The organism is Ekhidna sp. ABH4_415, assembly GCF_056161305.1.
Genome location: NZ_JBSWYW010000005.1, coordinates 119,437 through 142,869, shown reverse-complemented (window position 1 = coordinate 142,869; position 23,433 = coordinate 119,437). Strand labels below are relative to the sequence as shown.

27 protein-coding genes are annotated in these 23,433 nt (G+C 42.4%); 11 read left to right on the top strand and 16 right to left on the bottom strand.

From position 1 onward, the window contains the following. Positions 1–199: 199 nt before the first annotated feature. Positions 200–502 carry a GIY-YIG nuclease family protein gene (locus ACXAH9_RS09900; protein ID WP_474894705.1) on the bottom strand — a complete coding sequence of 101 codons (303 nt, stop codon included), beginning with the start codon at positions 500–502 and terminating at the stop codon, positions 200–202. Positions 503–709: 207 nt separating this feature from the next. On the opposite strand from ACXAH9_RS09900, the gene ACXAH9_RS09895 reads away from it, so the two are divergent. Next, complete coding sequence (locus ACXAH9_RS09895; RefSeq protein WP_474894704.1) at positions 710–979, top strand: hypothetical protein; 270 nt, start codon at positions 710–712, stop codon at positions 977–979. Positions 980–1,068: 89 nt separating this feature from the next. Here the strand turns inward: ACXAH9_RS09895 and ACXAH9_RS09890 are convergent, their stop codons facing one another. The 3 genes from ACXAH9_RS09890 to ACXAH9_RS09880 all read right to left on the bottom strand — a co-directional run bounded on the left by ACXAH9_RS09890 (position 1,069) and on the right by ACXAH9_RS09880 (position 3,638). Continuing rightward, positions 1,069–2,061: a hypothetical protein gene (locus tag ACXAH9_RS09890; RefSeq protein WP_474894703.1), complete on the bottom strand. Its 993-nt coding sequence runs from the start codon at positions 2,059–2,061 to the stop codon at positions 1,069–1,071. A gap of 234 nt (positions 2,062–2,295) precedes the next feature. Next, positions 2,296–2,808, bottom strand: a complete 513-nt coding sequence (locus tag ACXAH9_RS09885) for a DUF350 domain-containing protein (RefSeq protein WP_474894702.1) — start codon at positions 2,806–2,808, stop codon at positions 2,296–2,298. A gap of 20 nt (positions 2,809–2,828) precedes the next feature. Further along, on the bottom strand, positions 2,829–3,638 hold the full coding sequence (locus ACXAH9_RS09880; protein ID WP_474894701.1) for a hypothetical protein: 810 nt from the start codon (positions 3,636–3,638) through the stop codon (positions 2,829–2,831). Between the two features lie 122 nt (positions 3,639–3,760). Here ACXAH9_RS09880 and ACXAH9_RS09875 point away from each other — a divergent pair, with 122 nt between their 5' ends. Then, positions 3,761–4,219, top strand: coding sequence for a BLUF domain-containing protein (locus ACXAH9_RS09875; RefSeq protein ID WP_474894700.1), 459 nt, complete (start codon positions 3,761–3,763; stop codon positions 4,217–4,219). Positions 4,220–4,265: 46 nt separating this feature from the next. After that, the gene (locus ACXAH9_RS09870; RefSeq protein WP_474894699.1) at positions 4,266–4,715 is read left to right on the top strand and encodes a DUF6265 family protein; all 450 of its coding nucleotides are present in this window, start codon (positions 4,266–4,268) and stop codon (positions 4,713–4,715) included. A gap of 26 nt (positions 4,716–4,741) precedes the next feature. Here the strand turns inward: ACXAH9_RS09870 and ACXAH9_RS09865 are convergent, their stop codons facing one another. From ACXAH9_RS09865 to ACXAH9_RS09835, 7 genes are read right to left on the bottom strand one after another with little or no spacing between them, the layout of a single operon-like run. Continuing rightward, positions 4,742–7,984, bottom strand: coding sequence for a S41 family peptidase (locus ACXAH9_RS09865; RefSeq protein WP_474894698.1), 3,243 nt, complete (start codon positions 7,982–7,984; stop codon positions 4,742–4,744). A 59-nt stretch (positions 7,985–8,043) separates the two neighbouring features. Further along, a complete protein-coding gene (locus ACXAH9_RS09860) occupies positions 8,044–9,207 on the bottom strand; it encodes an MFS transporter (protein ID WP_474894697.1) in 1,164 nt (387 codons plus the stop codon). Continuing rightward, entirely contained in the window at positions 9,207–10,217 is a 1,011-nt protein-coding gene (locus tag ACXAH9_RS09855; protein ID WP_474894696.1) for a glycosyltransferase, read from the bottom strand. The genes ACXAH9_RS09860 and ACXAH9_RS09855 overlap by 1 nt, the downstream gene beginning before the upstream one ends. Next, positions 10,214–10,924 (bottom strand): TIGR04283 family arsenosugar biosynthesis glycosyltransferase, encoded by a 711-nt coding sequence (locus tag ACXAH9_RS09850; protein ID WP_474894695.1) that lies wholly within the window; start codon positions 10,922–10,924, stop codon positions 10,214–10,216. The genes ACXAH9_RS09855 and ACXAH9_RS09850 overlap by 4 nt, the downstream gene beginning before the upstream one ends. Next, complete coding sequence (locus ACXAH9_RS09845; RefSeq protein ID WP_474894694.1) at positions 10,921–11,325, bottom strand: VOC family protein; 405 nt, start codon at positions 11,323–11,325, stop codon at positions 10,921–10,923. Before ACXAH9_RS09845 ends, ACXAH9_RS09850 begins: the two co-directional genes overlap by 4 nt. A 2-nt stretch (positions 11,326–11,327) precedes the next feature. Beyond that, positions 11,328–11,672, bottom strand: a complete 345-nt coding sequence (locus ACXAH9_RS09840; RefSeq protein WP_474894693.1) for a DUF4260 domain-containing protein — start codon at positions 11,670–11,672, stop codon at positions 11,328–11,330. Positions 11,673–11,697: 25 nt separating this feature from the next. Further along, on the bottom strand, positions 11,698–12,180 hold the full coding sequence (locus ACXAH9_RS09835; RefSeq protein WP_474894692.1) for an SRPBCC family protein: 483 nt from the start codon (positions 12,178–12,180) through the stop codon (positions 11,698–11,700). An 82-nt stretch (positions 12,181–12,262) separates the two neighbouring features. Here ACXAH9_RS09835 and ACXAH9_RS09830 point away from each other — a divergent pair, with 82 nt between their 5' ends. After that, the gene (locus tag ACXAH9_RS09830) at positions 12,263–13,042 is read left to right on the top strand and encodes a carboxypeptidase-like regulatory domain-containing protein (RefSeq protein ID WP_474894691.1); all 780 of its coding nucleotides are present in this window, start codon (positions 12,263–12,265) and stop codon (positions 13,040–13,042) included. Here the strand turns inward: ACXAH9_RS09830 and ACXAH9_RS09825 are convergent. Further along, positions 13,039–14,112 (bottom strand): DUF3089 domain-containing protein, encoded by a 1,074-nt coding sequence (locus ACXAH9_RS09825; protein WP_474894690.1) that lies wholly within the window; start codon positions 14,110–14,112, stop codon positions 13,039–13,041. The genes ACXAH9_RS09830 and ACXAH9_RS09825 overlap by 4 nt on opposite strands. Positions 14,113–14,183: 71 nt before the next feature. Here ACXAH9_RS09825 and katG point away from each other — a divergent pair, with 71 nt between their 5' ends. From katG to ACXAH9_RS09810, 3 genes are all read left to right on the top strand, one after another. After that, positions 14,184–16,352: a catalase/peroxidase HPI gene (gene katG, locus ACXAH9_RS09820; protein ID WP_474894689.1), complete on the top strand. Its 2,169-nt coding sequence runs from the start codon at positions 14,184–14,186 to the stop codon at positions 16,350–16,352. A gap of 125 nt (positions 16,353–16,477) precedes the next feature. Next, complete coding sequence (locus tag ACXAH9_RS09815; RefSeq protein WP_474894688.1) at positions 16,478–16,993, top strand: hypothetical protein; 516 nt, start codon at positions 16,478–16,480, stop codon at positions 16,991–16,993. Between the two features lie 66 nt (positions 16,994–17,059). Next, positions 17,060–17,722 carry an energy transducer TonB gene (locus ACXAH9_RS09810; RefSeq protein ID WP_474894687.1) on the top strand — a complete coding sequence of 221 codons (663 nt, stop codon included), beginning with the start codon at positions 17,060–17,062 and terminating at the stop codon, positions 17,720–17,722. A 60-nt stretch (positions 17,723–17,782) separates the two neighbouring features. Here ACXAH9_RS09810 and ACXAH9_RS09805 read toward each other — a convergent pair whose 3' ends face one another. After that, positions 17,783–18,373, bottom strand: a complete 591-nt coding sequence (locus ACXAH9_RS09805; protein WP_474894686.1) for a LemA family protein — start codon at positions 18,371–18,373, stop codon at positions 17,783–17,785. 36 nt (positions 18,374–18,409) lie between these two features. On the opposite strand from ACXAH9_RS09805, the gene ACXAH9_RS09800 reads away from it, so the two are divergent. The 3 genes from ACXAH9_RS09800 to ACXAH9_RS09790 all read left to right on the top strand — a co-directional run bounded on the left by ACXAH9_RS09800 (position 18,410) and on the right by ACXAH9_RS09790 (position 20,873). Further along, entirely contained in the window at positions 18,410–19,300 is an 891-nt protein-coding gene (locus ACXAH9_RS09800; RefSeq protein ID WP_474894685.1) for a TPM domain-containing protein, read from the top strand. Between the two features lie 12 nt (positions 19,301–19,312). Continuing rightward, on the top strand, positions 19,313–19,960 hold the full coding sequence (locus tag ACXAH9_RS09795; RefSeq protein WP_474894684.1) for a TPM domain-containing protein: 648 nt from the start codon (positions 19,313–19,315) through the stop codon (positions 19,958–19,960). 79 nt (positions 19,961–20,039) lie between these two features. Next, complete coding sequence (locus ACXAH9_RS09790; protein ID WP_474894683.1) at positions 20,040–20,873, top strand: dienelactone hydrolase family protein; 834 nt, start codon at positions 20,040–20,042, stop codon at positions 20,871–20,873. A gap of 44 nt (positions 20,874–20,917) precedes the next feature. Here ACXAH9_RS09790 and ACXAH9_RS09785 read toward each other — a convergent pair whose 3' ends face one another. Further along, positions 20,918–22,138 carry a WG repeat-containing protein gene (locus ACXAH9_RS09785; RefSeq protein ID WP_474894682.1) on the bottom strand — a complete coding sequence of 407 codons (1,221 nt, stop codon included), beginning with the start codon at positions 22,136–22,138 and terminating at the stop codon, positions 20,918–20,920. 212 nt (positions 22,139–22,350) lie between these two features. Next, a complete protein-coding gene (locus ACXAH9_RS09780) occupies positions 22,351–22,518 on the bottom strand; it encodes a hypothetical protein (RefSeq protein ID WP_474894681.1) in 168 nt (55 codons plus the stop codon). Positions 22,519–22,668: 150 nt separating this feature from the next. On the opposite strand from ACXAH9_RS09780, the gene ACXAH9_RS09775 reads away from it, so the two are divergent. Next, complete coding sequence (locus ACXAH9_RS09775; protein WP_474894680.1) at positions 22,669–23,190, top strand: DinB family protein; 522 nt, start codon at positions 22,669–22,671, stop codon at positions 23,188–23,190. Between the two features lie 27 nt (positions 23,191–23,217). Here ACXAH9_RS09775 and ACXAH9_RS09770 read toward each other — a convergent pair whose 3' ends face one another. Further along, complete coding sequence (locus ACXAH9_RS09770; protein WP_474894679.1) at positions 23,218–23,364, bottom strand: hypothetical protein; 147 nt, start codon at positions 23,362–23,364, stop codon at positions 23,218–23,220. Positions 23,365–23,433 lie beyond the last annotated feature (69 nt).

Genomic DNA, 23,433 nt, shown 5'->3' with positions numbered 1-23,433 from the left:
ATATTCTAAATATACCAACCTATACCGTTTTTTGGAATAGATCCTTCACTGCGTTCAGGATGACACTTCGATCTTTATTCGGAGATATACGATCATTTAGCGCTTTGCAATTCTTTTCTGAGCTGTCATGCTGAGGAACGAAGCATCTCTAGATTCTTACTGTGTTCAGAATGAACTATGATTCTCAGGGAGATGCAATTCAATCAACCTCATCATTCAGGAACCTCCATTCAGGATTTATGGAGTTGATCAAGTTTTCCTTTTTGAATCGTTTCCATCCTTTGATTTCTTTCTCTCTTTCAATTGCATGATCTACATATTGATGTCTCTCCCAATAGATTAAAAAGTAGCAATTGTATTTACCAGCAAAAGTCCTCTTTTCACCAAGTGCACCTTGTTCATGCTGAAGAAGGCGAGTCCTTAAATCATTGGTCATCCCAGTGTAAAGGACTTTCTTTGATTTATTCGTGGTGATATAAATGAAGTAATTGTGATTTTTCAATTTCTAAATATAATGAGATCCTTCGCTGCACTTAGGATGACACTTCGAACTTTATTCTGTGAGATTAGAAAGCTAGGGCTTTGTTTTTATTTCCGTGCTGTCATGCAGACAAAAGGAAGCATCTCTAGACGCATTGCTATTCTTAATCGTATATGTATGAATAAGGCCTTATCTCAATTTAAATTGGATTTCAATTAACTTTAATACATGACGCAGAATCAAAAACTCCATGCGATCCTGAGACATCTGGATTATATATCTAATCACAGAAGCAAAAGCAACCTGACCGCTTCTGATGTTTCAAGGTACTTTTTTAAAGAATTTGAAGTGGAGATTCCCATTGGTGAAGCCAGACGTTTGTGTCAGCTGTTGATCGATAATAACGTAGTATCAGACGTGGATTCATCTGATGAGGTATGTATCGGCTATAGTAATATGACCTCCAAAGCATTGCAAAATGCAACGTTTATGGATTAAGAAAGTCATGTAGAAACATCCTTGCTGTTATCCTCCCCCTAACCGCGAAACGTCGGACTGCCCACAAAGGAGCAATAGTCTTAAGATAACTACCGCTTCTTCGCAAAGGAGGTCACTATCCCGAATTTGATGCCGGTAACATTCGTGTTGTTGACGCGATAGAATGGGATGGATACCGCGGTGAGTATTCTCAAGTTTACTGTGGAGTTCCTATTGATCAAAAACCCCCCACCCAGATAGGCACCAATCCCGGACTTTGACTCTCTGTTACCCCATTCAGCATCTTCTTGCTTTATAGTGGTATATCCATATTCCATTCCACCATTCACAAAGAAAGTTGAGCGTTTGCGCGTGAGTGGATAGGTCACCCCTAGTGAAACTCCTCCGCTTTGCATTTTCTGACCCGGGTTGCTGTGATTAAAGGAAATCGTTGAAGAAGGAAACAATTCAAAATCAAAGTTGAATAGCACTGTAGTAGCATCGTAAGTGTAGGCTAATCCAAAACCGGATAGCGTACTCTCATTGGGAATTGCTTTTCCTCCGAGCATGACTCCCACAAAGTGGTTGACCCTGATCTGCGCCAGTTCAATTCCTTTCTGATCATAGGTCGTCACCTCATCGATTTCAATGTCCGTTTTTGCGGTCCGGCTGGTAAAAAAAGACCTGCCTAAGCGGGACAGCAATGGATCAAGGTCTTGTTCGGCTGCCCCTTTTGCCATGTCATGCCAAACCTGTTCCATGCTGGCAGTTTCATACACGCCTAAAGAAATAATGTACACCCCCTGCAGAAAGTGAATCTCACCACGCATAAAAAAGCGCGCATTTTGCTCTGTTGCATTTGCAACAGATTGTTGTAAAGATTCCCTACCCAGGTATCCTTCTCCACCAATTCGCTCATCTAGCAAGATGGTATAGCGGTGGTTATCTTCAATATAAGATTTCATCAACTTGGAGGTGGAGTACTGCAAGCCTGCGGTTTGCTCATCTACATTGATGAGTTCAAAGCCGGGAAAGTAAACGACGTTTTGGGATGTGGCTAATTGAAAACAAAGTGAACAGAGCAGAAATAAATAGGCTTTCATGTTGGTCATTGTTTTTGGTTGGAGCTAAGGCTGAATCCATCCAGAACGCCCCTAATGACTTCATGAAAAAGTGAAAATAAAGTCGAAAGCCTTAGGGGGTACGTTTCGGTATACTGACTAACGCGCTTTTTTCGAAAGGCGAGAAGAAATCAGTATCCGAGAGACTCATTCTATTTGTTCTTAAGAGGAGAACAGTCAGAACCAATCCTGCTACTGTTATTGAGAGAAGAGTGATTAGATCGGTGGCAATTCCGGGTATGGAACGATTGACTCAATTAGAAGTATTACTCCACTCTTTGTTAGAAGTGTGAGCGTGATGAGTATGCTGCTGATAATAAGAGAAACGCCAACATTGTTGTTTCTGATTTCTTCAAACTCACTGATGGGAGTCAACTTGCTATAAAGAAAGGTGCTTATCAGTCCAATTAGAATGGTGGCCGTGTAAGCAATCGCAATGTAAACGGCCCCAATTGTGATGTACTCGAATGCCAGCATGAAGCTGTTTGAGCTTTGATTCAGTAGCCTGAAAGATGAAATCAACGGCTGAACGATCCCACTAATCATAATCCCAACAGAAATAATGATGGCTGATACGAATATGCTGTACGATAAATTGTAGTCCTTGATCCCATAATATTTGCGACCTACCCATTGAACTATTTTATAGGTGAGGGCTAAAATGAAGATGCCAATCGTAATGGCTGAAATGATCTCAATGAGTGCTAATATGGCCAGGTTAGGATTCATGATTTCTAAAGTTACTCAATTCAAATAGTTGGTTGCTCATCATTGACCAACGCTATTTTCCAATAGTTGATATTGTTGGAATTTGGAGGCAACATGCCCAGCGGCCACCCTTTGCCGGTCGTTTCCCAGAAATAGTAATTTTTACCATTGTGCAGTATATAGTCACCAGATGCGGGAAGGTTGAGTGCCAGCATGGCATGCGCATATTCATTGCTCACTACGATCATGAGGTCAAAACCCATTTCATCCAGCATTGCAAAAATCAGCACTGCACGAGTATCACAATCACCATAAAGTGAATGAATAAATTCATAAGGAGAAAGAATACCTAAAGCTATGTTTCCAATGCAGGGTTTCCCTTTATTGTTTTCTTCAGAGCAAGCTTCCGCTCGCACGTAGCTATATGGGATATCCTGAACAAACGTGACAACAAGCTCTGCCAGCTCCCGTCGATTGAGCGACTCCTTTATAGAAATTTCCTTTAGTGAATCCACTAAAAATTCAACATTGCTGTCTCTAACGAGCTGGTCGTATACCGAACCCCAGAAATTCTCATAAGAATAATCAATGTCATAGACGATTTCATTTCTGGCCTTGCCTGTTGCCAGGCTAACGGACTCCACCGACATGTAATTGGCACAGAAAGATTTTGAATAGTCCGCAAAATCCCAACTCCTTTCATGCAAACGGTCCTCTCCAGAATTGATGACTCGAAAGGAATCCTGACAAAATGCAGGGGACTCTGTCTGTTCATTGATGAGAGAAATAACACCCGTGATGATTAAATAAACAAAGGCCATGAATGTTAGGAATCTTATCAACCCTTTCATAGCCATAAATATCTAAAAAGCTGACAAACTATTCGGCATTTTCATCTAGTGGTTAGAAATAAGCTTTGCTTTATTAATTCTGAGGATTGATTTTCTTAACTTGGATCAAAGACATCTGCCTTATGATCTTCTATCTCATTTATACGAGCAAACCCAGAGTTCCAATGACCATGGAAATTGTGGATGAGATCACTGAAGCATCCATTCGGAATAACAAAGAGTTTAACATCACAGGGATGCTTCTGGGCATTGAAGGGCACTACCTACAATACCTTGAGGGTGGAGAAGAGGATGTGTTAAATCTTTTAGAGATTATAAATCAAGATGTCCGTCATAAGGAGCTTGTGGTTTGGATTCAGGGTTTTTATGATAAACGGGTTTTTTCAGAATGGTCAATGGGATCCTGGATGTTGACCAATGAAAAATTGGAGAAACTTACCGCACTAACTGACATCAAAAATTTCTTAGAAAACCAGGAGAAAACGGAACTACAAACCACCAAGTTTATACACATGATGCATGGCCTGTTAAATACGTGGATTGCTCATGAGCCTGAGCGAGTAAAAAAATTAAAGAATTAGTGTCCATATTACCCTGGTTGTTTCGTCAACATACAAAAAATAAAACATGAAAAAGTCATTACTTCTATTGTTCTTATTCGGCTATTTGGTTACCCATGCCCAGGAAGGAAATCTCCCATATGCGTGGCTAGCGGGTAACTGGACTGGAGATGGATTTGGAGGCACCTCAGAAGAGCTCTGGTCACAACCAGACGCAGACGGAACTATGATGTGTGCTTACCGGCATCACAACGGTGATGGCAGTATTAACTTCTACGAATTCATGCTATTAGATTCAACAGGCCTTCGTTTAAAGCATTTCAATCCGGATATGACCGGCTGGGAAACGAAGGAAGATTTTGTTCATTTCAAGGCAATTGCGTTTACAGAGGATAAAATTTTACTAAAGGGATTAAGTTTTGAAAGAAAGTCCGATATAGAGATGGAAATCAGGCTGGATCTGAAAATGAAGGATGGCAGTAGAAGGACAGAAGTGTTTAAGATGAAGCGGAAATAAAAAAGCCCGCATTTGCGGGCTTTAGGTTATCTGTTTTCTTTCGATGGGGAAGGAGGCATTCCCTGGTAGTTCTTCAATGCTTCATTAATCCACTCGATGGCTCGCTGCAGTTGAGCGTCAATTCCCTGCGCAAGCTCACCCGGATTTTCCTTCACCTCAATATCCGGCTCTACTCCATGTCCTTCTTTGAACCATTCCCCGTTAGGATCATACATTCTAAAAGTAGGTACAGTAACACCTCCACCGTCGATAAGTGATGGAGCACCGGATATCCCGATTAAGCCTCCCCAGGTACGAGTGCCAATCAGTGGCCCTACTTCTGACTTTCTGAAATAATCAGGAAACGCATCTCCTCCAGAGCCGCTCCATCCATTGATCAACATCGCTTTGGGGCCAAAGTTGGCAACCGGAGGCCATTGCCAGGTTTTACCATCCCGCACATCCCAATAGGCCAAAGGCTTACGATTGAGCACTTCAATGAACCGATCCGGGATTTGACCCCCACTGTTAAATCGCTCATCGATGATGAGTCCATCTTTATGATACTGTGCGGCGAATTGTCTCAATAGCTCATTCTGACCATCAATTCCGGTACTTCGTACATAGATGTAGCCCACCCTTCCGTTGGTACCTTCATCCACTATCTTCCTGTTGTTTTCGATCCATTCCAAGTGGCGTAAACGAGACTCGCTATTTAGTGTCTTTACCAGCACTTTTCTAGCTCCGGCCATTGATGGGCTGCTGTTAACTTTAAGCTCAACCGTTTGACCTCCAAGTCCCTGGAAAGCAGCATGTGGCTCTTTGGATGTATCCAACGGAACACCATTCACGGCTAGTACGTAATCACCCACTCCAGCGTTCACACCTGGTGCATCCAATGGGGATTCTGTTTCTGCATCCCATGAAGCTCCTCGTACAATTCTTGCAATCCGGTAAGCTCCATTTGATTTCTCCCAATCCACACCTAAGTATCCTACGTTGATATTGGAGGCACTTTCCAGATCACCACCTCTTCTGTAGGTGTGCGAGGCATTGAGTTCACCAATCATTTCTCCAAGCACAAAATTTACATCCCAACGTGTGACGCATTGATCAATGAGTTTTCCGTATTGGGTTCGGATCGCATTCCAATCCACCCCATGCATATTTTCGTCATAGAAATAGTCCCTTTGCAGTCGCCAGGCATCAGCAAAAATTTGTTTCCACTCCTGCATTGGATTGACTGTCATTTTCATGTTTGACCGATTAATTGATTTATCCAGTTTTTGATTTTCAGCTATGTCGACCACAGCAATGCTGCCTCTTTTAGAGATGGCTGCTTTTTTTCCACCAGCAGATATTTCAAAACCATTCATGTCATCGACAATGGTTTTTACTTCCCGGTCTTCTATGTCATAATATTTCAAGGCAGAGTTTCTTTCCCCTGAACCTGAGTTAGGAAATTGGGCAAAAACCACTTTGCCGGAAACAGCCTCAAGGGCACCATAATTTCCTGCCTCAACCGGTAAAAGCACCATACGATCTTCAAATCCTGCTAGATCAATTGCTACTGCTTCATTTTTGGGTTTTTCTTCATCGTCCTTTTTCTTTCCATTTTTCTTTCCATCGTCTTCTGACTCCTCTTTCTTAACCTCAACCTCATCATTTTTCGGTTTAAGTGGGCTATCAATTGATGCAGTGAGCGGCACAGCGGCCAGCATGGTACTGTTGGGATAGATAAACGTGTTATCTAAATCTGAATAGACGGGACTAATGTTGCGATTGGTAAGAAAAAACAAGTACTTGTTGTCCGGATCAAATGTGGGTGAAAAATCATTGTAATACTCGCTTGTCAACTGATGACTGGTCTTAGCGCGGGTGTTGAACACATGAATGGAATTGTTACGATTGCCATTCTCTTTGGTATAGGCAATCCATTTACTATCAGAAGACCATGAAAAAGCATAATTGGATAGTCCACCATGAAACAGGTATAGTCCCTGATCTATATTGACTGTTTGTCTGCTGGTTAGATCAAAATATTTGAAATCCATCGCCTGATTGACAAAGGCAACCTTTTTGCTGTCCGGAGACCAAAAGAGTGCATATCGGAAACCGGATGTGTAGTTGGTTACAGTTTCGGCTTTATCTGTTTCAGTGTCATAGATTTTCAATTGATACTCTCCACTTTCATCAGACCAATAGGCGATCTTCTTACCGTCGGGTGACCATGATGGCGTCCGCTCAAAAAATCCGCTTGTACGGGTAAGGTTTCTTGTGACCCCTTCTTCTGCAGGTACGGTAAACACATCTCCTCGGGCAGACATAATTACTCGCTTGCCATCAGGGGAAATATCAAACCAGCTTAAATTCTCGTTCGCATCAACCACTTTGTCAGCAAGTGACAGCTGATCAGTAATGACATTGACAACCACTTCATTGGATTGCTGATTGCCAAGGTTTAGCAAGTAAAGTTTTCCCTCATTTTCGTAGACAATTTCACTTGGTCCTAGGGATGGAAAGTGAATGTCATACTCTGAATAATTGGTGATTTGAGTGTTGGTTCCAGACGCCAAGTCATATGACCAAATATTGTATCGTGCGTTGGGGCCATTATCTGACAGGTAATACACCTTCTCACCGGCCCACATAGGGAATTCATCGCTGGATGCATTATTGGTAATGTTGGTAGATGTATTTGTAAATAAATCGTATGTCCAGACATCTGGAGCCCAGCCTCCTTTGTATCGCTTCCAGGTACGGTTAATCCTGGATTTGAAATTGAAGGCAAGTTTTGATCCGTCAGGTGAATAAGATGCAAGCGACCCGTATGGCGGAGCTAATTTTGTTGGCAGTCCTCCGTCAATAGAAACCTCATAAAGCTGAGAAAATCTTTGACGTCCGCTTTCTCGAGAAGACGCGAAAAGGACCTTGTTTCCGTCCGGATGCCAATCCAACACCATGTCACCACTTCCGTGTGATGTTAATCGTTTCGGCACCCCTCCTGTAGAGGGAATAACATACACATCCCAATTGCCATCATAATTGGCTGTAAATGCGATCATGGTTCCGTCTGGAGAAAATTTTGGAAACTTTTCTTCGCCCGACGGGGAGCTTAGCTTATTGGAAGTACCTCCCTCTTTTGAGACCACCCAAATATCTCCCGCATAGACAAAAGCGATTTGAGTTTGTGATACATCCGGCTCGCGGAGCATCCGGGCATTGATTTGAGCTGTAAGCTCATATGCAAACAAGCTCAGAAAGAGTGTGATGATTGTGATTTTTTTCATGATAGTAGGGTTGGTGTATCACCAAGTTACGAATAAGTACAACGTAAATGAAAATTCAACTAGTTGCTCATTGTTCTAAACAAGGCTAAAACGCCAAGTACGGGACCAAAGGCCAAGATCATGTAGACAAACTCAGAGGAGGCCATTTCAATAAGAAAACTTAACAACTGAATACTGACAATCGTAATCGCAAATCCAATGCATGTGACCATTGTCAATGCTGTTCCCTTAAGCTCCGGCATGGCGTTTTGTGCTACCAGTGAAGAAAAAAGAGGAGAATCAGCAATTACGGCAAGACCCCATATGAGAAGAAAAGCTAAGAAAAGCGGTTGATTTAGGTGAAAAATCATTGGTGAAAGCAGGCAACAAATACCGGAGATAATCAAGGAAATAGCAGCAACTTTTCTTTCTCCATATCGCTGGGATAAATACCCTCCGGCAACACATGATAAGGACCCAAGTCCAATAATCAGAAATGATATGACTGAAATATCTACATCTGATTGATGTAATCTATTGTAAGTCATAAGCATCACAGGTGCGAATGCCCAGAATGCATATAATTCCCACATGTGCCCGAAGTAGCCAAATGCAGCAGCGTTAAAATTTCGGTTCTGGAAGACCTTCAGGGAGTCACCAAAACTCAATTTGGACCCCTTCTTTCTGAACGGCCCTGACGGTACTAAAACCCAGATAAGTAGGCCTCCCATGAAGGCTAGAAACGAGGTGAAATACATCACAATCCTCCAGTCATACGATAGGTCCATACCTGCAATTAGGTGTGGCAATGCTGTGCCGACCACCAGAGCACCAACCAAAAATCCCAATGCTTTTCCTAATCCCTTCTCAAAATAATCTGAAGCTATTTTCATACCTACAGGATAAATTCCTGCTAGGAAAAATCCTGTCAGAAAACGAAAAACAAGTATTTGTAAAAAGGAAATGTCAAGCACAATCAAGGAATTGGCGAAGGCCCCCAAAATTGCACTTGCAAAAAATACTTTAGATGGATGAAATCGATCTGCAATGGTCAACGCTGCATATACCAGCGTGCCAACAATAAATCCTAGTTGTACAGAGCTGGTCATGTACCCTAGGTCAGCATTTTTTAGGTTCAATTTGACGGCCAGATTGGGCATCACTGCATTACCCGCAAACCAAAGCGAGGTGCAAAAGAATTGAGCGAGTACAATGATGGGCAGGATATGAGACCTTTGCTTCATCAGGCAAAAAACCAAAAATCTTTCACTGGCTTTTTATCCCATGCTTCAAGCTTATCTCTTATCTCTTTTTTCTCATCTGGTGAGGTCACAACGATTAGAATTTGAGGGTTTTTAATATCGGGAATGCTGTCCTGATGCTGGATGGTAATTCCATAAACATCCTTCCCAACTTTTCTCTTGTTATCACACACCCAATGAAAGGTGTCTTCCTCTTCAAATAGGAGTTTGGCCAGGTCTTTTCCATTTCGCCCGGCACCCCACAGCAATAAAGGCCGGGTCCGATCACGGTCAATTTGATAGAAGTATCTAAGCTTCATTTCAAAATAGCGGTTGTCTTTATATTCTTCCCACGTTCGTGAAATACGGTCCGATCGGTCACGCCAATAATGTAGCACCTTATCTATACCATGAACTTTTAATCCTGCCCTGTAAAAGCGAAAGCACAAATCATAATCTTCTGGATAGATCTCAGGATTGAATGCGTTCACTGCATCAAAGTCTTCTTTATGAATAATCCAGCAATGAGAGGGGATGACACATTCCTGATAAATCTCCTGATAATGCTTTTCTTCTTTTGCTACCTTATTGAGCCACTGCTCATACCTTCGAAAGCCGTCACCCACCTCTCCTTTTTCAACAAAGTGCTCCGTTCCTCCAGCAACGATGTGCCCTTTCCCATGCTTCAGCCATTCGGTAACAAGCACTTCCAGCTTATCATCCGGCATGTAATCATCTGAGTCCATGCGGTTAATCAACTCTCCTTTTGCCTGCGCATAACCCTCTTTTAAAGCAGGAATTAATTTCTCGCGCCGACTATGTACGATTTTAATGCGGTCGTCTTTTTCAGCGTACCATTTCAAAACTTCTGGCGTTCTGTCTTTGCTGTGATCATTGATGGCGATGAGCTCCCATTTTTTATAGGTCTGTCGAATAATGGAATCCAAACACTTGGGAAGATATGCTGCGGTATCTCTTGCCGCCATGATTATAGAAACTAAAGGCTGACTCATTTACTCACTCTAAGGTTTTTGCCCCAATATGCCGCTGCATAATTGGAAACGGGAAGGCCTAAATTAAAACGAATGAACATATTGAGGTCAAACCAGAGCACCTTAAAAAATCCGTGCTCCTGAAATCTCCGTGGAGAAGTGCGAATTCCTGGACGAAGCAGAGCCAGCTTTCCATCTTTACTGAGCCGTCGGCATAAGAATGCAGTTTCCATCAAAGGCTCATTAGGAACACCGCCAATATCATTCAAAGTTTTTTTCTTCAAGAATACCGCCTGGTCACCATAAAAAACCCTTCCAAACCGATACCGAATCCGATTGCCGATAGACAGTATCCACAATTTCCAGTCTGGACACTCAAAAGCAAACTCAAATGCTCCGCCTAACGTTTTAGAACTCTTAAAAGCTGATATGATCATTGCGTCAAAATCTTCGGGTAACAAGGTGTCGGCATCTAGAAACAATATTATTTCACCTTTGGCCTTTTCCGCACCATAATTCAGGCTGGCATATTTTTTTAGGACAAAATCGGGTCTTTCAAAACGCAGCACAGCTAAATCTTCTATAGAGGGAAGCGTATCGTCTGTACTACCTGCATCAACAACTATGATCTCGAGATTCGATACATCAGATGCTATCCTCTGTGTATGCACAATAGTCCTTCTCAGGAATTGCGTTTCATTGAGGGTAGGTATAATGATCGAGATCACGCCTGGCTGATCTCAAAAAAATGACCATCCGGATCTTTGAAAAAGGCGCGAATCTCCTGACCCCAATTCACCGGAGGAGTTAGGAAGTTTGCTCCTCTTTCTTTTAGTGTTTCGTAGCACCCCATGCAGTCTTTGACCCTGATAGTAAATGAATGACTTACCAGGTTTGAGTTTTTAGGTGGGACAAATTGCGTGTTGGGTTTATCTATGGTTTCTCCTCCTGAGGTTACAAGCAAGATCCAATTGTCCAAAAACTTTAATACACATGAATCTCCGCCGTATTCACGAAATATTTCAGCGCCTAATACTTTTTGGTAGAATTTTTTTGACCTGGTCATATTCGAAACCACAAGAATTGTGGTCAATGCCATGTCATCAGATGGGAAAGGTGCTTTTGCCATAATTATAAGTTTCCAAGGTGCGTATGTTTAAAGTTATCACTAAACTTTAACCCATATCCGAAGATACGATCTAAGCTGGAATGACCGAAGAGCATGATACCTGCCAATTGCAGCTCAGGGATAGACCACCAAAAGCCTGCAAACCCAATAATAATTGCAATGCCTTTATGATGGAAAAGATTGTAGGTGGTTGCTCCAATGCTGGTATTGATCAGGTATCCCAGCATCCCAATATCCGGAGCAAGTATTAGTGCCAGATATACCCACCAGGCGTAATCCAATAAATTGAACAGGTAAATAGAAAGGAGGAACATCACTAGTTCCTCCAGTTTGATGAGGTTTTTCATTGCAGAAAGTTAATCTATCAGAAAGTTAACCTTTACCAAATATCTCATCCAATACCTTCACTCTGTATTCGAAAATTCCTTTCAATTGTCTCTTAACAAACAGGTGCTGAGCAATGGATCCTAAGAAACCAAAGGGAATTTTATAAGTGACCTTATCGGTCATGAGCACACCATTTTTATTCTCTGCAAAATGATGTTCATGATGCCACATGCTATAAGGCCCAAATCGCTGTTCATCTACAAAAAATTTCCCCTCATCCACATGGGTTATCTCTGTGACCCAGTTGGTCTTAATCCCAGGAACAGGAGCCACTCTATAGCTGATGATCTGTCCTGCATACATACGTCCGGACTCTCCGGAGGTAATCTCAAATCCCATATGATCAGGGGTGATCTTTTCAAGGTTTTCCGGAGAAGAAAAAAACCCCCATGCCTCAGACAACTTTATCGGCAACTGCTGCATTATTGTTAATGTATAGATACCGGAATGCTTTTTGATCTCGACCATGATCTTTTAACCTGCTTTTACACAAAATGTTAAATAATCCTAAATCAAAAATTTGCGTGTAATAAAAGAGGATATTTGACTAATGAAAACGATCCTGACCATATCGTTTCTTTTTATGCTGGGGGCTGTAAATGCTCAGCGAGATTATGTCTATGGTGTCGTTCGTGACAGCATGAGTGGAGATGAAATGATTGGCGTGCATGTGCGGAATATAGATGCTGGCCAGCTGACCTCCACCAATGAGGAAGGTAAATTCAAAATGCCGACTCAGATAGGAGACACACTGGTATTCTCAAGTGTCGGTCATAAAACGCTTGCATGGATTGCAGACTCTACCTGGTTCAATGGAGAAGAAATCGAATTCTTTCTTCCCGTGAATACTATTTACCTGGATGAAGTGGTAGTTGGAGAATTCCCTGAATATGAACGCTTCAAAGAAATGATCATTCAGGAGCAACCAAAGGATACCACCTTCAAAATATTTGGTGTGCCTGAAGTGGTAATGGATCCTTATCCTCAGCTTGAAAAAAATGAATATTTAAATCCGGTATTTGTCTTTTTCCATCCTGTTTCCGCTCTCCATCATTCCTTTAGCAAAAAGGAAAAAGAAAAACGAAAGATGCAGCAAATCAGGAAGCGTCAACATATTACGTCCAAAGCCTATCAGAAATTTACACGTGAGTGGGTTGCTGAGAACACCAAATTGGAAGGAGATAAACTCACTAGCTTCATGGATTACTGCGACTTCTCTGTTGATTACCTCGCAAGCGCTACTTTGTTCGACATACACCAAAGAATGATGGCATTGCTTCCAGATTTTTTGGAGGAGTATGAGGAGGAAGAAAAATTTAAAGAAGGCTAGTCTGGTTTGTTTTCTTCCAGATAAGCCTCCACACGCTCGGCTACATTCTCTCTTATATTCATATAGAATAGATTGTAATCGACAATGTGATATCGTTTCCAATTAATAAGGAAGTTGCCAAAGAATTTAGGCTTATTAATCCATAGCATTCCATCCTTATTCTGCGCATCAGAAAGGCCCTGTCGGATTTTCTTAAAGTTTTTCAACACTCCACCCCGATTAGCTCCCCATGAAACGTACGTAGTATCAGTGGTCCAGCTTAATGGATTTACATTCAGCGCATCTCCATACCAAAAATCATGTTGAGGAGGATAATAGTCTCTTAGGTAGGTATTCCATGTAAGCCAGCATCCTGTTTTCGTTGGTTCATCACATGGAGGGATGTAAGAGAAGGTGCCTTTATCCAATGGCATCCCTACAATATATGCCGCAACAAGCTTGTTCATCAAAGGCCGCCTCTCAAAAAAGTCCCGAAGGAGTTTTACCGCATGATTGGTTCCCTGGCTATGAGAGGCGATAATGATCGGCCGGTCATTATTCCAGTTTTTCAGGTAATATTCGAATGCTCGTTTTATGTCCGTATAAGCAAACTCCAGTGCTTCCACCTTTAGTGGCAAATTGTCAATCCGATACACACCGATGTGAGCTTGCCGGTACAATGGGGCATAAACCTTAGCGGAGGCGTTAAAAACACTGGCCTGATTCTTTATAGTAGATTTCACAATTTCTTTATTGAGTTTTTCGTCATTCACGTCAGCAAACCATGGATGATCTTTCTCCTGCTTTTCAGCATAAATAGTGGGGTAGATGAAAAAGACATCCACTTCAGCATTGTCCTGATATTCTTTAAGCTCGCCTTTTCCCGGCACCTCATCTGCCATATCCTGAACATCCGGATGAGCTATCCAATATTTCATCTGACTATAATCGGGAGCAGATGGCACCAGCTCTAAATCATCCCGGTCATACTTGGTTTTAAATTTCTTCTTCGACTGAGAAAACGCATTGAGTGAAAGTGAAATAATCAGCAATCCTCCCAATGTTTTGGTATAGGTTGTGCTTATGGACATATAAGAATTATAAATAATCTAAATAATAGATTTACAATAGTTAATGTATTAAAACCTTTTCTAAAATGAATATGAACGCATCATCAAATGGAGCAAGTAAGTGTCCTTTCCATGGAGGCAATACTTCAACCGGCACCACCGACAAACACTGGTGGCCAAACTCACTTAACCTGGATATCCTGAGTCAACACGATTCTAAAACGAATCCATACGATGAAGATTTTAATTACAGAGAAGCTGTCAAAGAATTAGACTATGATGCAATCAAAGCAGATATGCATGCGCTGATGACAGACAGTCAGGATTGGTGGCCAGCAGACTGGGGTCACTATGGAGGATTCATGATCCGAATGGCCTGGCACGCAGCAGGAACTTACCGTATCTCAGACGGTAGGGGAGGAGCCGGAACAGGCAACCAGCGCTTTTCGCCTTTGAACTCATGGCCGGATAATGCCAGCCTGGATAAAGCCCGACGATTGCTATGGCCGATCAAAAAGAAATATGGTAATAAAATAAGCTGGGCTGATCTTTTCATTCTGGCTGGAAATGCAGCGTATGAAACGATGGGTTTGGAAATGTATGGGTTCTCTTTCGGTAGACCCGACGTTTGGCATCCGGAAAAAGATGTTTATTGGGGAGCTGAAAAAGAATTCCTTGCACCAAGTGAGGAGCGTTATGAAAACCTGGATGATCCATCAACGCTGGAAAATCCTTTGGCAGCCGTTCACATGGGTCTTATTTATGTAAACCCGGAAGGAGTAAACGGAAAGCCCGACCCACTTAAAACTGCCGCTCAGGTGAGGGAGACTTTCAAGCGAATGGCTATGAATGATGAAGAAACCGTGGCACTTACTGCAGGAGGACATACCGTAGGCAAGGCTCACGGGAATGGCGATGCAGGCAAGCTTGGTCCTGAACCGGAAGGAGCACCTTTGGAAGAACAAGGGTTTGGCTGGGCCAACAATCAAAATGGAGGAGTTGGTAGACACTCCGTGACCAGTGGGCTGGAAGGTGCGTGGACATCAGAACCTACTAAGTGGGACAATGGATACTTCAAGATGCTATTTGAGCATGAGTGGGAACTAAAGAAAAGTCCGGCAGGTGCCAACCAATGGATGCCTAAGGACATCAAGGAAGAAGACATGCCGGTAGATGTAGAAGATCCGTCAGTTAAAACTATGCCCATGATGACAGATGCAGATATGGCAATGCGTGAGGATCCAATTTATCGTGATATCTCTCTGAAGTTCAAAGAGGACCAGGAATACTTCTCGAAAACATTCGCCAAGGCCTGGTTTAAGCTTACGCACAGAGATATGGGTCCTAAGACCCGATACATTGGTCCGGAAGTACCTAAAGAAGATTTGATCTGGCAGGATCCTATCGAACCAGGAAATGCCTCCTATGATGTAGATGGCCTGAAAGCCAAAATTGCGGATTCCGGAATTTCCATTGCTGATATGGTAGCAACTGCATGGGACAGTGCGAGAACCTTTAGGGGCTCAGACATGAGAGGAGGCGCCAATGGAGCCAGAATCAGACTAGCGCCACAAAAAGACTGGGAAGGAAATGAACCAGGCAGACTTTCAAGTGTCCTTTCTAAATTGGAACCTTTGGCAGAAGAATTTAATGCCAGCATTGCTGATACCATCATATTGGCAGGATGTGTAGGGGTAGAACAGGCAGCAAAGGCGGCCGGGCACAACGTATCCGTACCATTTGCTCCGGGAAGAGGTGATGCCACGCAAGAGATGACAGACATTGAGGCATTTGAACCGCTGGAGCGTGTAGCTGATGGTTTTAGAAATTATCAAAAGAAAGCTTACGCATCTACAGCTGAAGAAATGATGTTGGATCATGCACAATTGCTTGGACTGACTGCTCCGGAAATGACTGTTTTGGTTGGAGGCATGCGTGTAATGGGTGCTAACTATGGAGGATCAAAACATGGTGTGTTCACTGACAATGTTGGTGCATTAACCAACGATTTCTTTGTAAACCTGACAGATATGGCCTTCAAATGGGAGCCAAAAGGAGACAATCTTTACGAGGGGAAAAGCAGAAAAACGGGAGAGGCTGTTTATACGGCAACACGAGCAGACCTGGTTTTTGGATCTAACTCCATCCTGAGAGGATATGCCGAGCTGTATGCGCAAGACGATAATAAAGAAAAATTTGTCAATGATTTCATAGCTGCCTGGACGAAAGTAATGAACGCAGATCGATTCGATTTGGAATGAGAATCAGCTAGGGGGTCCGATTGAATCGGGCCCCTTTTTGGTTAAAGTCATTTGAAATTGGATACCACCTGCGATTGAAATAATCAGTATATTGAAGGAGGTACCATTCATCTGTGCAATGAATCATGCTTCGCTACATTCACATACAAGGAAAAGAAGCCCCGTCTTTCTACTTCAGAGATAAAACGGCACAGCACTTTAAATCATTGATCCAAAGCCTGGGTGATGGCTCTTCATTGGTTATTTCTTCCATGTATCGCACGGACGTACTGTACACCTCTGACAAAGATCTGTCCAGTGACATTTTCAAATTGTGGGCCCTGCAGGAGGAGACCTTTGAAGACTCCCGATTGAAGCTCAGAGAAGGAAGGGGAGAGGTACTAGATCTTTTCTTTACTTCGTTGGTATCGTTTAGCAGTGTTTACAAATGGTATGATATTTACCTGAGCGAATTCAGGCACGCTTGCTCCATGGATCAAAACAACCCCATCTTGAAAGACCTGAAGCTATGTGAGCAATATCTTCAGGAATCTCATCAGACAGTGGCCAGACCTATCGCAGGGGCTAACAGTGATGACCTTCTTCCCAGAAAAGAAGTCTTTGAGGATCTGGTCAGACATATCAATGATTTTTTGAATTGATTATTCAGGCATGATTCATGCTTTTATTTCAATTAAATAATTGAAAACCTAATAAACGTTTGAATTATGGAACTGAAGAAAAACAAAAAGTATGACCTTGAATCTAAGCGACCACTATTCTTTGGAATAGGAATGATTATTTCCTTGTCACTCACACTGGTAGCTTTTGAATGGAAGTCACCCATTGATCCCCTTGTCGAATTTGATGAAGCATTTGAAGAATATGATGACATTTTGATTCCACCTACAATTCACAAAACCCCACCTCCGCCTCCTCCAAAAGAACCCATAATTAAAGAAACGAAAGAAGAGACAGTAGAGGAACCTGAGGTTATAATTGATAGAGATATCTTGGAAGAGGATATGATTGAATTCATCCCTCCTCCGGAAATGCCAGATGAAGCTGTAGAAGAGCCGTTACGTTCGTATGCAGAGGTTATGCCATCCTTTGAAGGAGGTATGCAGAACTTTTACAAGTTCATGAGTAAAAACATTCGCTACCCTAGACAAGCCCAGCGAATGGGAATAGAGGGAAAGGTTTTTGTACAGTTTGTTGTTGAAAAAGATGGATCGCTAACTGACATTCAAGTAGTTAAAGGTATTGGTGCAGGATGCGATGAAGAAGCGCTAAGAGTAATGAAGCTAGTCCCAGACTTCCTTCCTGGAAAGCAAGGTGATGTAAGAGTAAGGGTTCAAATGATTATCCCTATCAGCTTCACACTTCAGTGAGTAAAAGCAAATAAATCATCCTACCACTCAAAGTGGTGGGACGATTTATCTTATTTATTATTAAAACTGCACATTAGGGGCGTTTTCAGCTCCTTCTGCTGCTTCATAGAGAGGTTTCCTTTCAAATCCGAACATACCCGCAAGCATTGTGTTCGGGAATTTTCGGATATAAGTATTGTACGCTTTTGTCTTCTCGTTATAGCGAGTACGTGCCACCGAAATTCGATTTTCCGTACCTTCCAGTTGTGCCTGTAACTCCAAAAAGTTTTGATTGGATTTTAAGTCAGGGTAGCGCTCTACGGTAACTAAGAGTCTTGAAAGGGCCGAGTTTAATTGTCCCTGTGCATTAGCAAAGTTTTGTAGTGCTTCTTCATTTAGGTTGGAAGGATCTATTTGAATACTGGATGCTTTTGCCCTTGCCTCGGTTACCTGAGTTAATACTTCCCGCTCTTGCTCTGCAAAGCCTTTCACTGTATTCACAAGGTTTGGAATAAGGTCATACCTACGCTGATACTGCGTCTCTACATTCGCCCACTCCGTATTCACTTCTTCGTCCATAGTCACCATGCTGTTATACTTCCCTGCAAAGAAGTTGTAACCAAGAAAAACAACAACGACAATGATCAGTATGGTAATTACGCGCTTATTCATGTGATTTAATCTTTATTTCTTATTTTCATCGAAGATATGAAATCATACCTAAAATCAATAGCAATTCTGATTCTGACAACAGCGGTATTTAGCGCTCTTGGGCAAGATATTCCCGAAGTACCTGAGCTAAAAACTCGTGTCACAGACCTGGCCAATATTCTATCAGAATCAGAGGAATCATTCCTTACTAACCAACTAGAAGCTTTAGAAGCCAGAAAAGGGAGCCAGCTTGCTATTTTCACAATCAATAGCACCAAGCCGGAAACCATTGAACAGTACTCCATTCGAGTCGTGGATCAATGGAAAATAGGACGGGAAGATGTAGATGATGGTGTGCTGCTGATCATTGCAAAAAATGACCGCAAACTGAGAATAGAGGTTGGGTATGGGCTTGAGGGGGCAATTCCGGATGCGTATGCAAAGCGCATCATCAACAACATCATCGTTCCTCATTTTCGGGATGGCGACTATTACCTGGGTATTGAAGAAGGAGTTGAAGCTATCATTGGCTTGATCAATGGAGAAGAGTTGCCTGAGGTTACTTCGACGACCACCAGCTCAAAGGGTAATAAAACCATAGGACTGTTTTACTTCATAGGAATCGTTGTTTTAATATTTATTGTGATACTTACCAAAGTAGCCCTTGCTAACAAGCTAGGAAACTTCAAAAGCAATCTGATTATAATCTCCCTCGTGTTCATTGTTGTTTGGCTAATTGTCAATTTCGTTTCTGCCGTTTTCGCTTCCTTTTTTGCACTCGTTTTCCTTAACGGCAAAGGATCAGGAGGAGGCAGACGAGGCGGGGGTTATTATGGCGGTTATGCAGGTGGTTCTTCCGGCTGGGGCGGTGGTGGGGGCTTTAGTGGTGGAGGTTTCTCAGGAGGTGGCGGAGGATTTGGTGGCGGAGGTGCATCAGGAGGCTGGTAAAAGTTTAGACAAATGAAAAAATACATATTTACAGAAGAAGAAAAGCACCGGGTCAAAGAAGCAGTTGAGGCTCTCGAGAAAGAATCGTGTGGTGAAATTGTACCATTCTTTACCAGAAAAAGTGACGATTACGCTGAAGTTTCGTGGCATCTATCTGCCATTTTAGGAATCGGGGGGTTGGCTATTATTGCGATGCTATCGTATACATGGATGCTTCCAGCGATTTCATTCTTAGAGGCGTTTATTGTAATTCTCTCTTTGATGATCCTGGGCTACTTTTTTCCAATTATTTTCCCCATTCTGAAGCGGATTTTTGTCTCCGATGATCGTGCCATGGAAATGATCTCTCTTCGGGCAAAAGAGGCCTTTCTCAACGAGAAAGTTTATGATACCAAAGAAAGAGTAGGCATACTTATTTACATCAGCCGACTTGAGCATGTGGTTCTTGTGCTTGGTGACGAGGGAATCAATGTCAAGGTGAAAAAAGAGGACTGGGAAAAGGTGGTATCGCTCATAACAGATGGACTGAAACGAAAACAAATAGGGGATGGCCTGGTGAATGGGATTAACCATTGCAAGGAGTTGCTCCTCGCCCATGGGTTTGTTCGAAAAGACACTGACACTAATGAGCTTTCAGACGAGCTCAGGATTAAAGAATAACGTAGTAAGTCCGAATCTATCGGAACAGGGCATAGCGGTTTCCTGTTTACCTTTATACTAAACTTAAAAACCTAATAAGATGAAATTCAAACTGCTTTATGGATTAATGCTGGGTGCATTCATGTTTGCATGTACCAGCACAGAAAAAGAGTCTGACAGTGATGCTCCTGAAGAAGTACCGGTTAAGGTGATCGGGAAAGTCACATCCTATGCCACAGACTCTACTGAAATGATTGGCTATCTAGCCATGGACGTAAACGACTCATCCAAGCGTCCCGGAGTTTTGGTGGTACATGAATGGTGGGGGCACAATGAGTACTCCAGACAGAGGGCGGATATGCTTGCAGATCTTGGATATGTTGCTCTTGCTGTAGATATGTACGGAGATGGTAAACAAGCTGCACATCCGGATGAAGCCGGTGAGTTTGCTGGAATGGTGATGGGCAATTTTGACGAGGCAAAAGCACGCTTTGATGCCGCACTGGAAACATTGAAAAATCACCCGAACGTAGATAATGAGAAAATCGGAGCAATTGGCTACTGCTTTGGGGGATCAGTCGTGCTCAGTATGGCCAATGCAGGCTATGATCTGGATGCAGTTGCTTCTTTCCATGGAGGATTAGGCTTACCAGTAATGCCCGACTCTGGGGCTGTCAAGGCTAAGGTGCTTGTTGCCAATGGAGCAGACGACCAGTTTGTGTCAGAACAACAAATCGAGGATTTCAAAGCAGCGATGGATGCAGCTGGTGCGGAATACAAATTCATCAATTATGAAGGAGCAGTACATAGCTTTACCAGCAAAGCAGCGGATTCAATTGCCGCGAAATTTGAAATGCCGTTAGCATATAATGCGGAGGCAGACAGTGCCAGTTGGGAGGAGATGAAAGCACTTTTTGCTGAAGCTTTTAAATAAGTGCTGGATTCATGAAATTGTTAAGGCGCCACAGGCGCCTTTTTTTATTTCCATACATGGATATTTCCTGCCTCATCTACCATGATTTTCTGATACTCAACAGGAACAACGATGTTAAAATCCTTGTCAACCACTCCTAACTTCCAGGTCTTCTTACTTTTAATGAGTGCGTATTTTCCAACAAATTCGCTGACCCAGTATTTCTTAACTGCACCTATATTTCCAATATGCGTACCCCGGGAACTAAAATGATCACTCAATTCATGAAAGCTGCCGCTTAGGTCTGCCATGGCTACTGGCACCACTACTTTCCCTGTTTTATCTATAAACCCAAACTTCCCGTCTTTTTCAACAAGGGCCCAGTTGGAATTTTCCCGATCAAAATAGCTGATGCGATCGTAGACAGGCGGAACGACCTCTCTGCCGGTTTTATCAATGAAGCCATACAGGCCATTCTTTCTGACCATGGCCAGGTGTGATGCGCCCTTACTCCCAAAATTGTAGATCCGCTCATACGTTGGTGCAATCACCTCTTTGCCGGATCGATCAATTAAACCGTACAAGCCATTTCTTTCCACCCGTGCCCAGTGGCTGGCAATTGTTCCAAACGAGGAAACTGATGTATACTTTGGAGCAATAATCTCTTTTCCACTTCTATCGATAAATCCTTCTAAACCATTTTTTTCAACTTTAGCCCAATCCGCTCCAATGGATCCAAAACTCCCAATTCGGGTGTAGGCAGTCGGAACAATTTCTTTCCCGGATCTATCAAGGAATCCGTATAATCCATCTTTTTGTACTCTCGCCCAGGATATTCCATAAGACCCAAAGGAGTTGATGTCGCTGTAAATACACGGAACGATCTCCGCACCTGATCTATCAATGAATCCATACAACCCATTTTGAAGGACCAATGCCCAGTTTACGTTTTTGTCACCAAAGGAGTATACACGGTCATATATTGGTTTTACTACGATTGTCCCACTGCGATCTATATAGCCATATCGGCCATTTTTCTGGATCTTGGCCCAGTTCAGTCCCGATTGACCAAAGGAATAAATTTTTTCGTATTCGACAGGAAGCACCTCTTTGCCCTGGCGGTCAATCAGCCCATACCGATTTTCCTTGCGCACCAACGCAAAACTGCTGTGTCCATGATCTCCATAACTGGCAATGTAATCGTAAGAGGGCTCATCCTGAGCTAATAAAGAAATTGGGATACCAATGAGGCATAGAATTAACGCCTGAACAATTTTAGAAATCATAGTGGAGATCTTTACACTGTAAAGACAGGCTAGAATCTAAATGGCTTCCGCACATCAAAACAAATCAAGCACAAGTGCTTATGAATAGTGCTATTGAAAGAAATGCAACGGTAGCGCGAAATATGTAATAGTACTTGCGCATATAGTTAAGATTTACTTGATAATCCTAACTATATATACGAGCTGACAGGTGGTCGGGAAAATATATTCGATCAACTACCGCACCCAACGCACTCAATCTCGGAGTTCATGGGACGAGTGCCGTTTAGCTTCATCTTCAAATTGTGAATTTTGTCTTTGATCTCCATGTCGTTAAACATGTCTCCGGTTAGTTTTGATTCCAGGTCTTTGATTTCGGATTGGATTGTTTCAGCAGTCATGACGTATTTGTTACGGGTAATTGGTTATTAAATTTAAATCTAATCAATCAAAAAATTATGTATTTCGGTTCATTTTATCTTGAACCACTCATGTAAAGGTTGGGTATGGTTTACTATTTTATCGTTGTTAATAGAATAAACCCTACAATTATGAAAAAATCGATATCCATCTTACTCTCCGTTTGCTTACTCTCCACAGTTTATGCGCAAACAACAATTGAATCTCTTGTCGCAGATTTTGAGCGGGCCAAAGCTATGTCGTTAGAGTATGTTGAAGCCATGCCAGAAGACAAATTTGATTATCAGCCGACCGAAGAAGTAAGAAGTTATGCCCAGCAGTTTTTACATGCTTCCCAGGGAACCATTGGCCTGGTTAGCAATGGAACAGGGGCCGAGCGAATTTATGCAGATACAAACCTGGAGAAGGATGAGTCTTTGCAATCCAAGGAAGAGGTAAAACGCATGGTAACTGAAAGCTTTGATTTTGCTATCAATTCAATTAAAAATATGGATCCTGACTCGTTCGGTGAGATAGTGGAAAGAGGCCCTTTCAAGATCACCAAACTCGCCTGGATACAAAAGGCTCATGAACATGTCTCACACCACAGAGGTCAAGCAGCTGTCTACCTGCGAATGAGTGGGATTGTACCACCACAGTATAAATTGTTTTAAAAGAGAAAGACCGGTGAAACCCGGTCTTTATTCTTCTTCATCTTCTTCTACAACCACCTGTCTTACATCATCCAAAGACTTGAATTCTTGATTGTAAGTGTTGTGAAAAGCGATCATTGTTCCGATGACCGCCACCCATAAAACTCGTTTTAAAAACTTCCAAATGGTTTTCACATCAAAATATTTTCAAAATCCTCTCCCTACCCTCGAAATGTCGAACCGCTCCAAAGAGGGAGATAATTG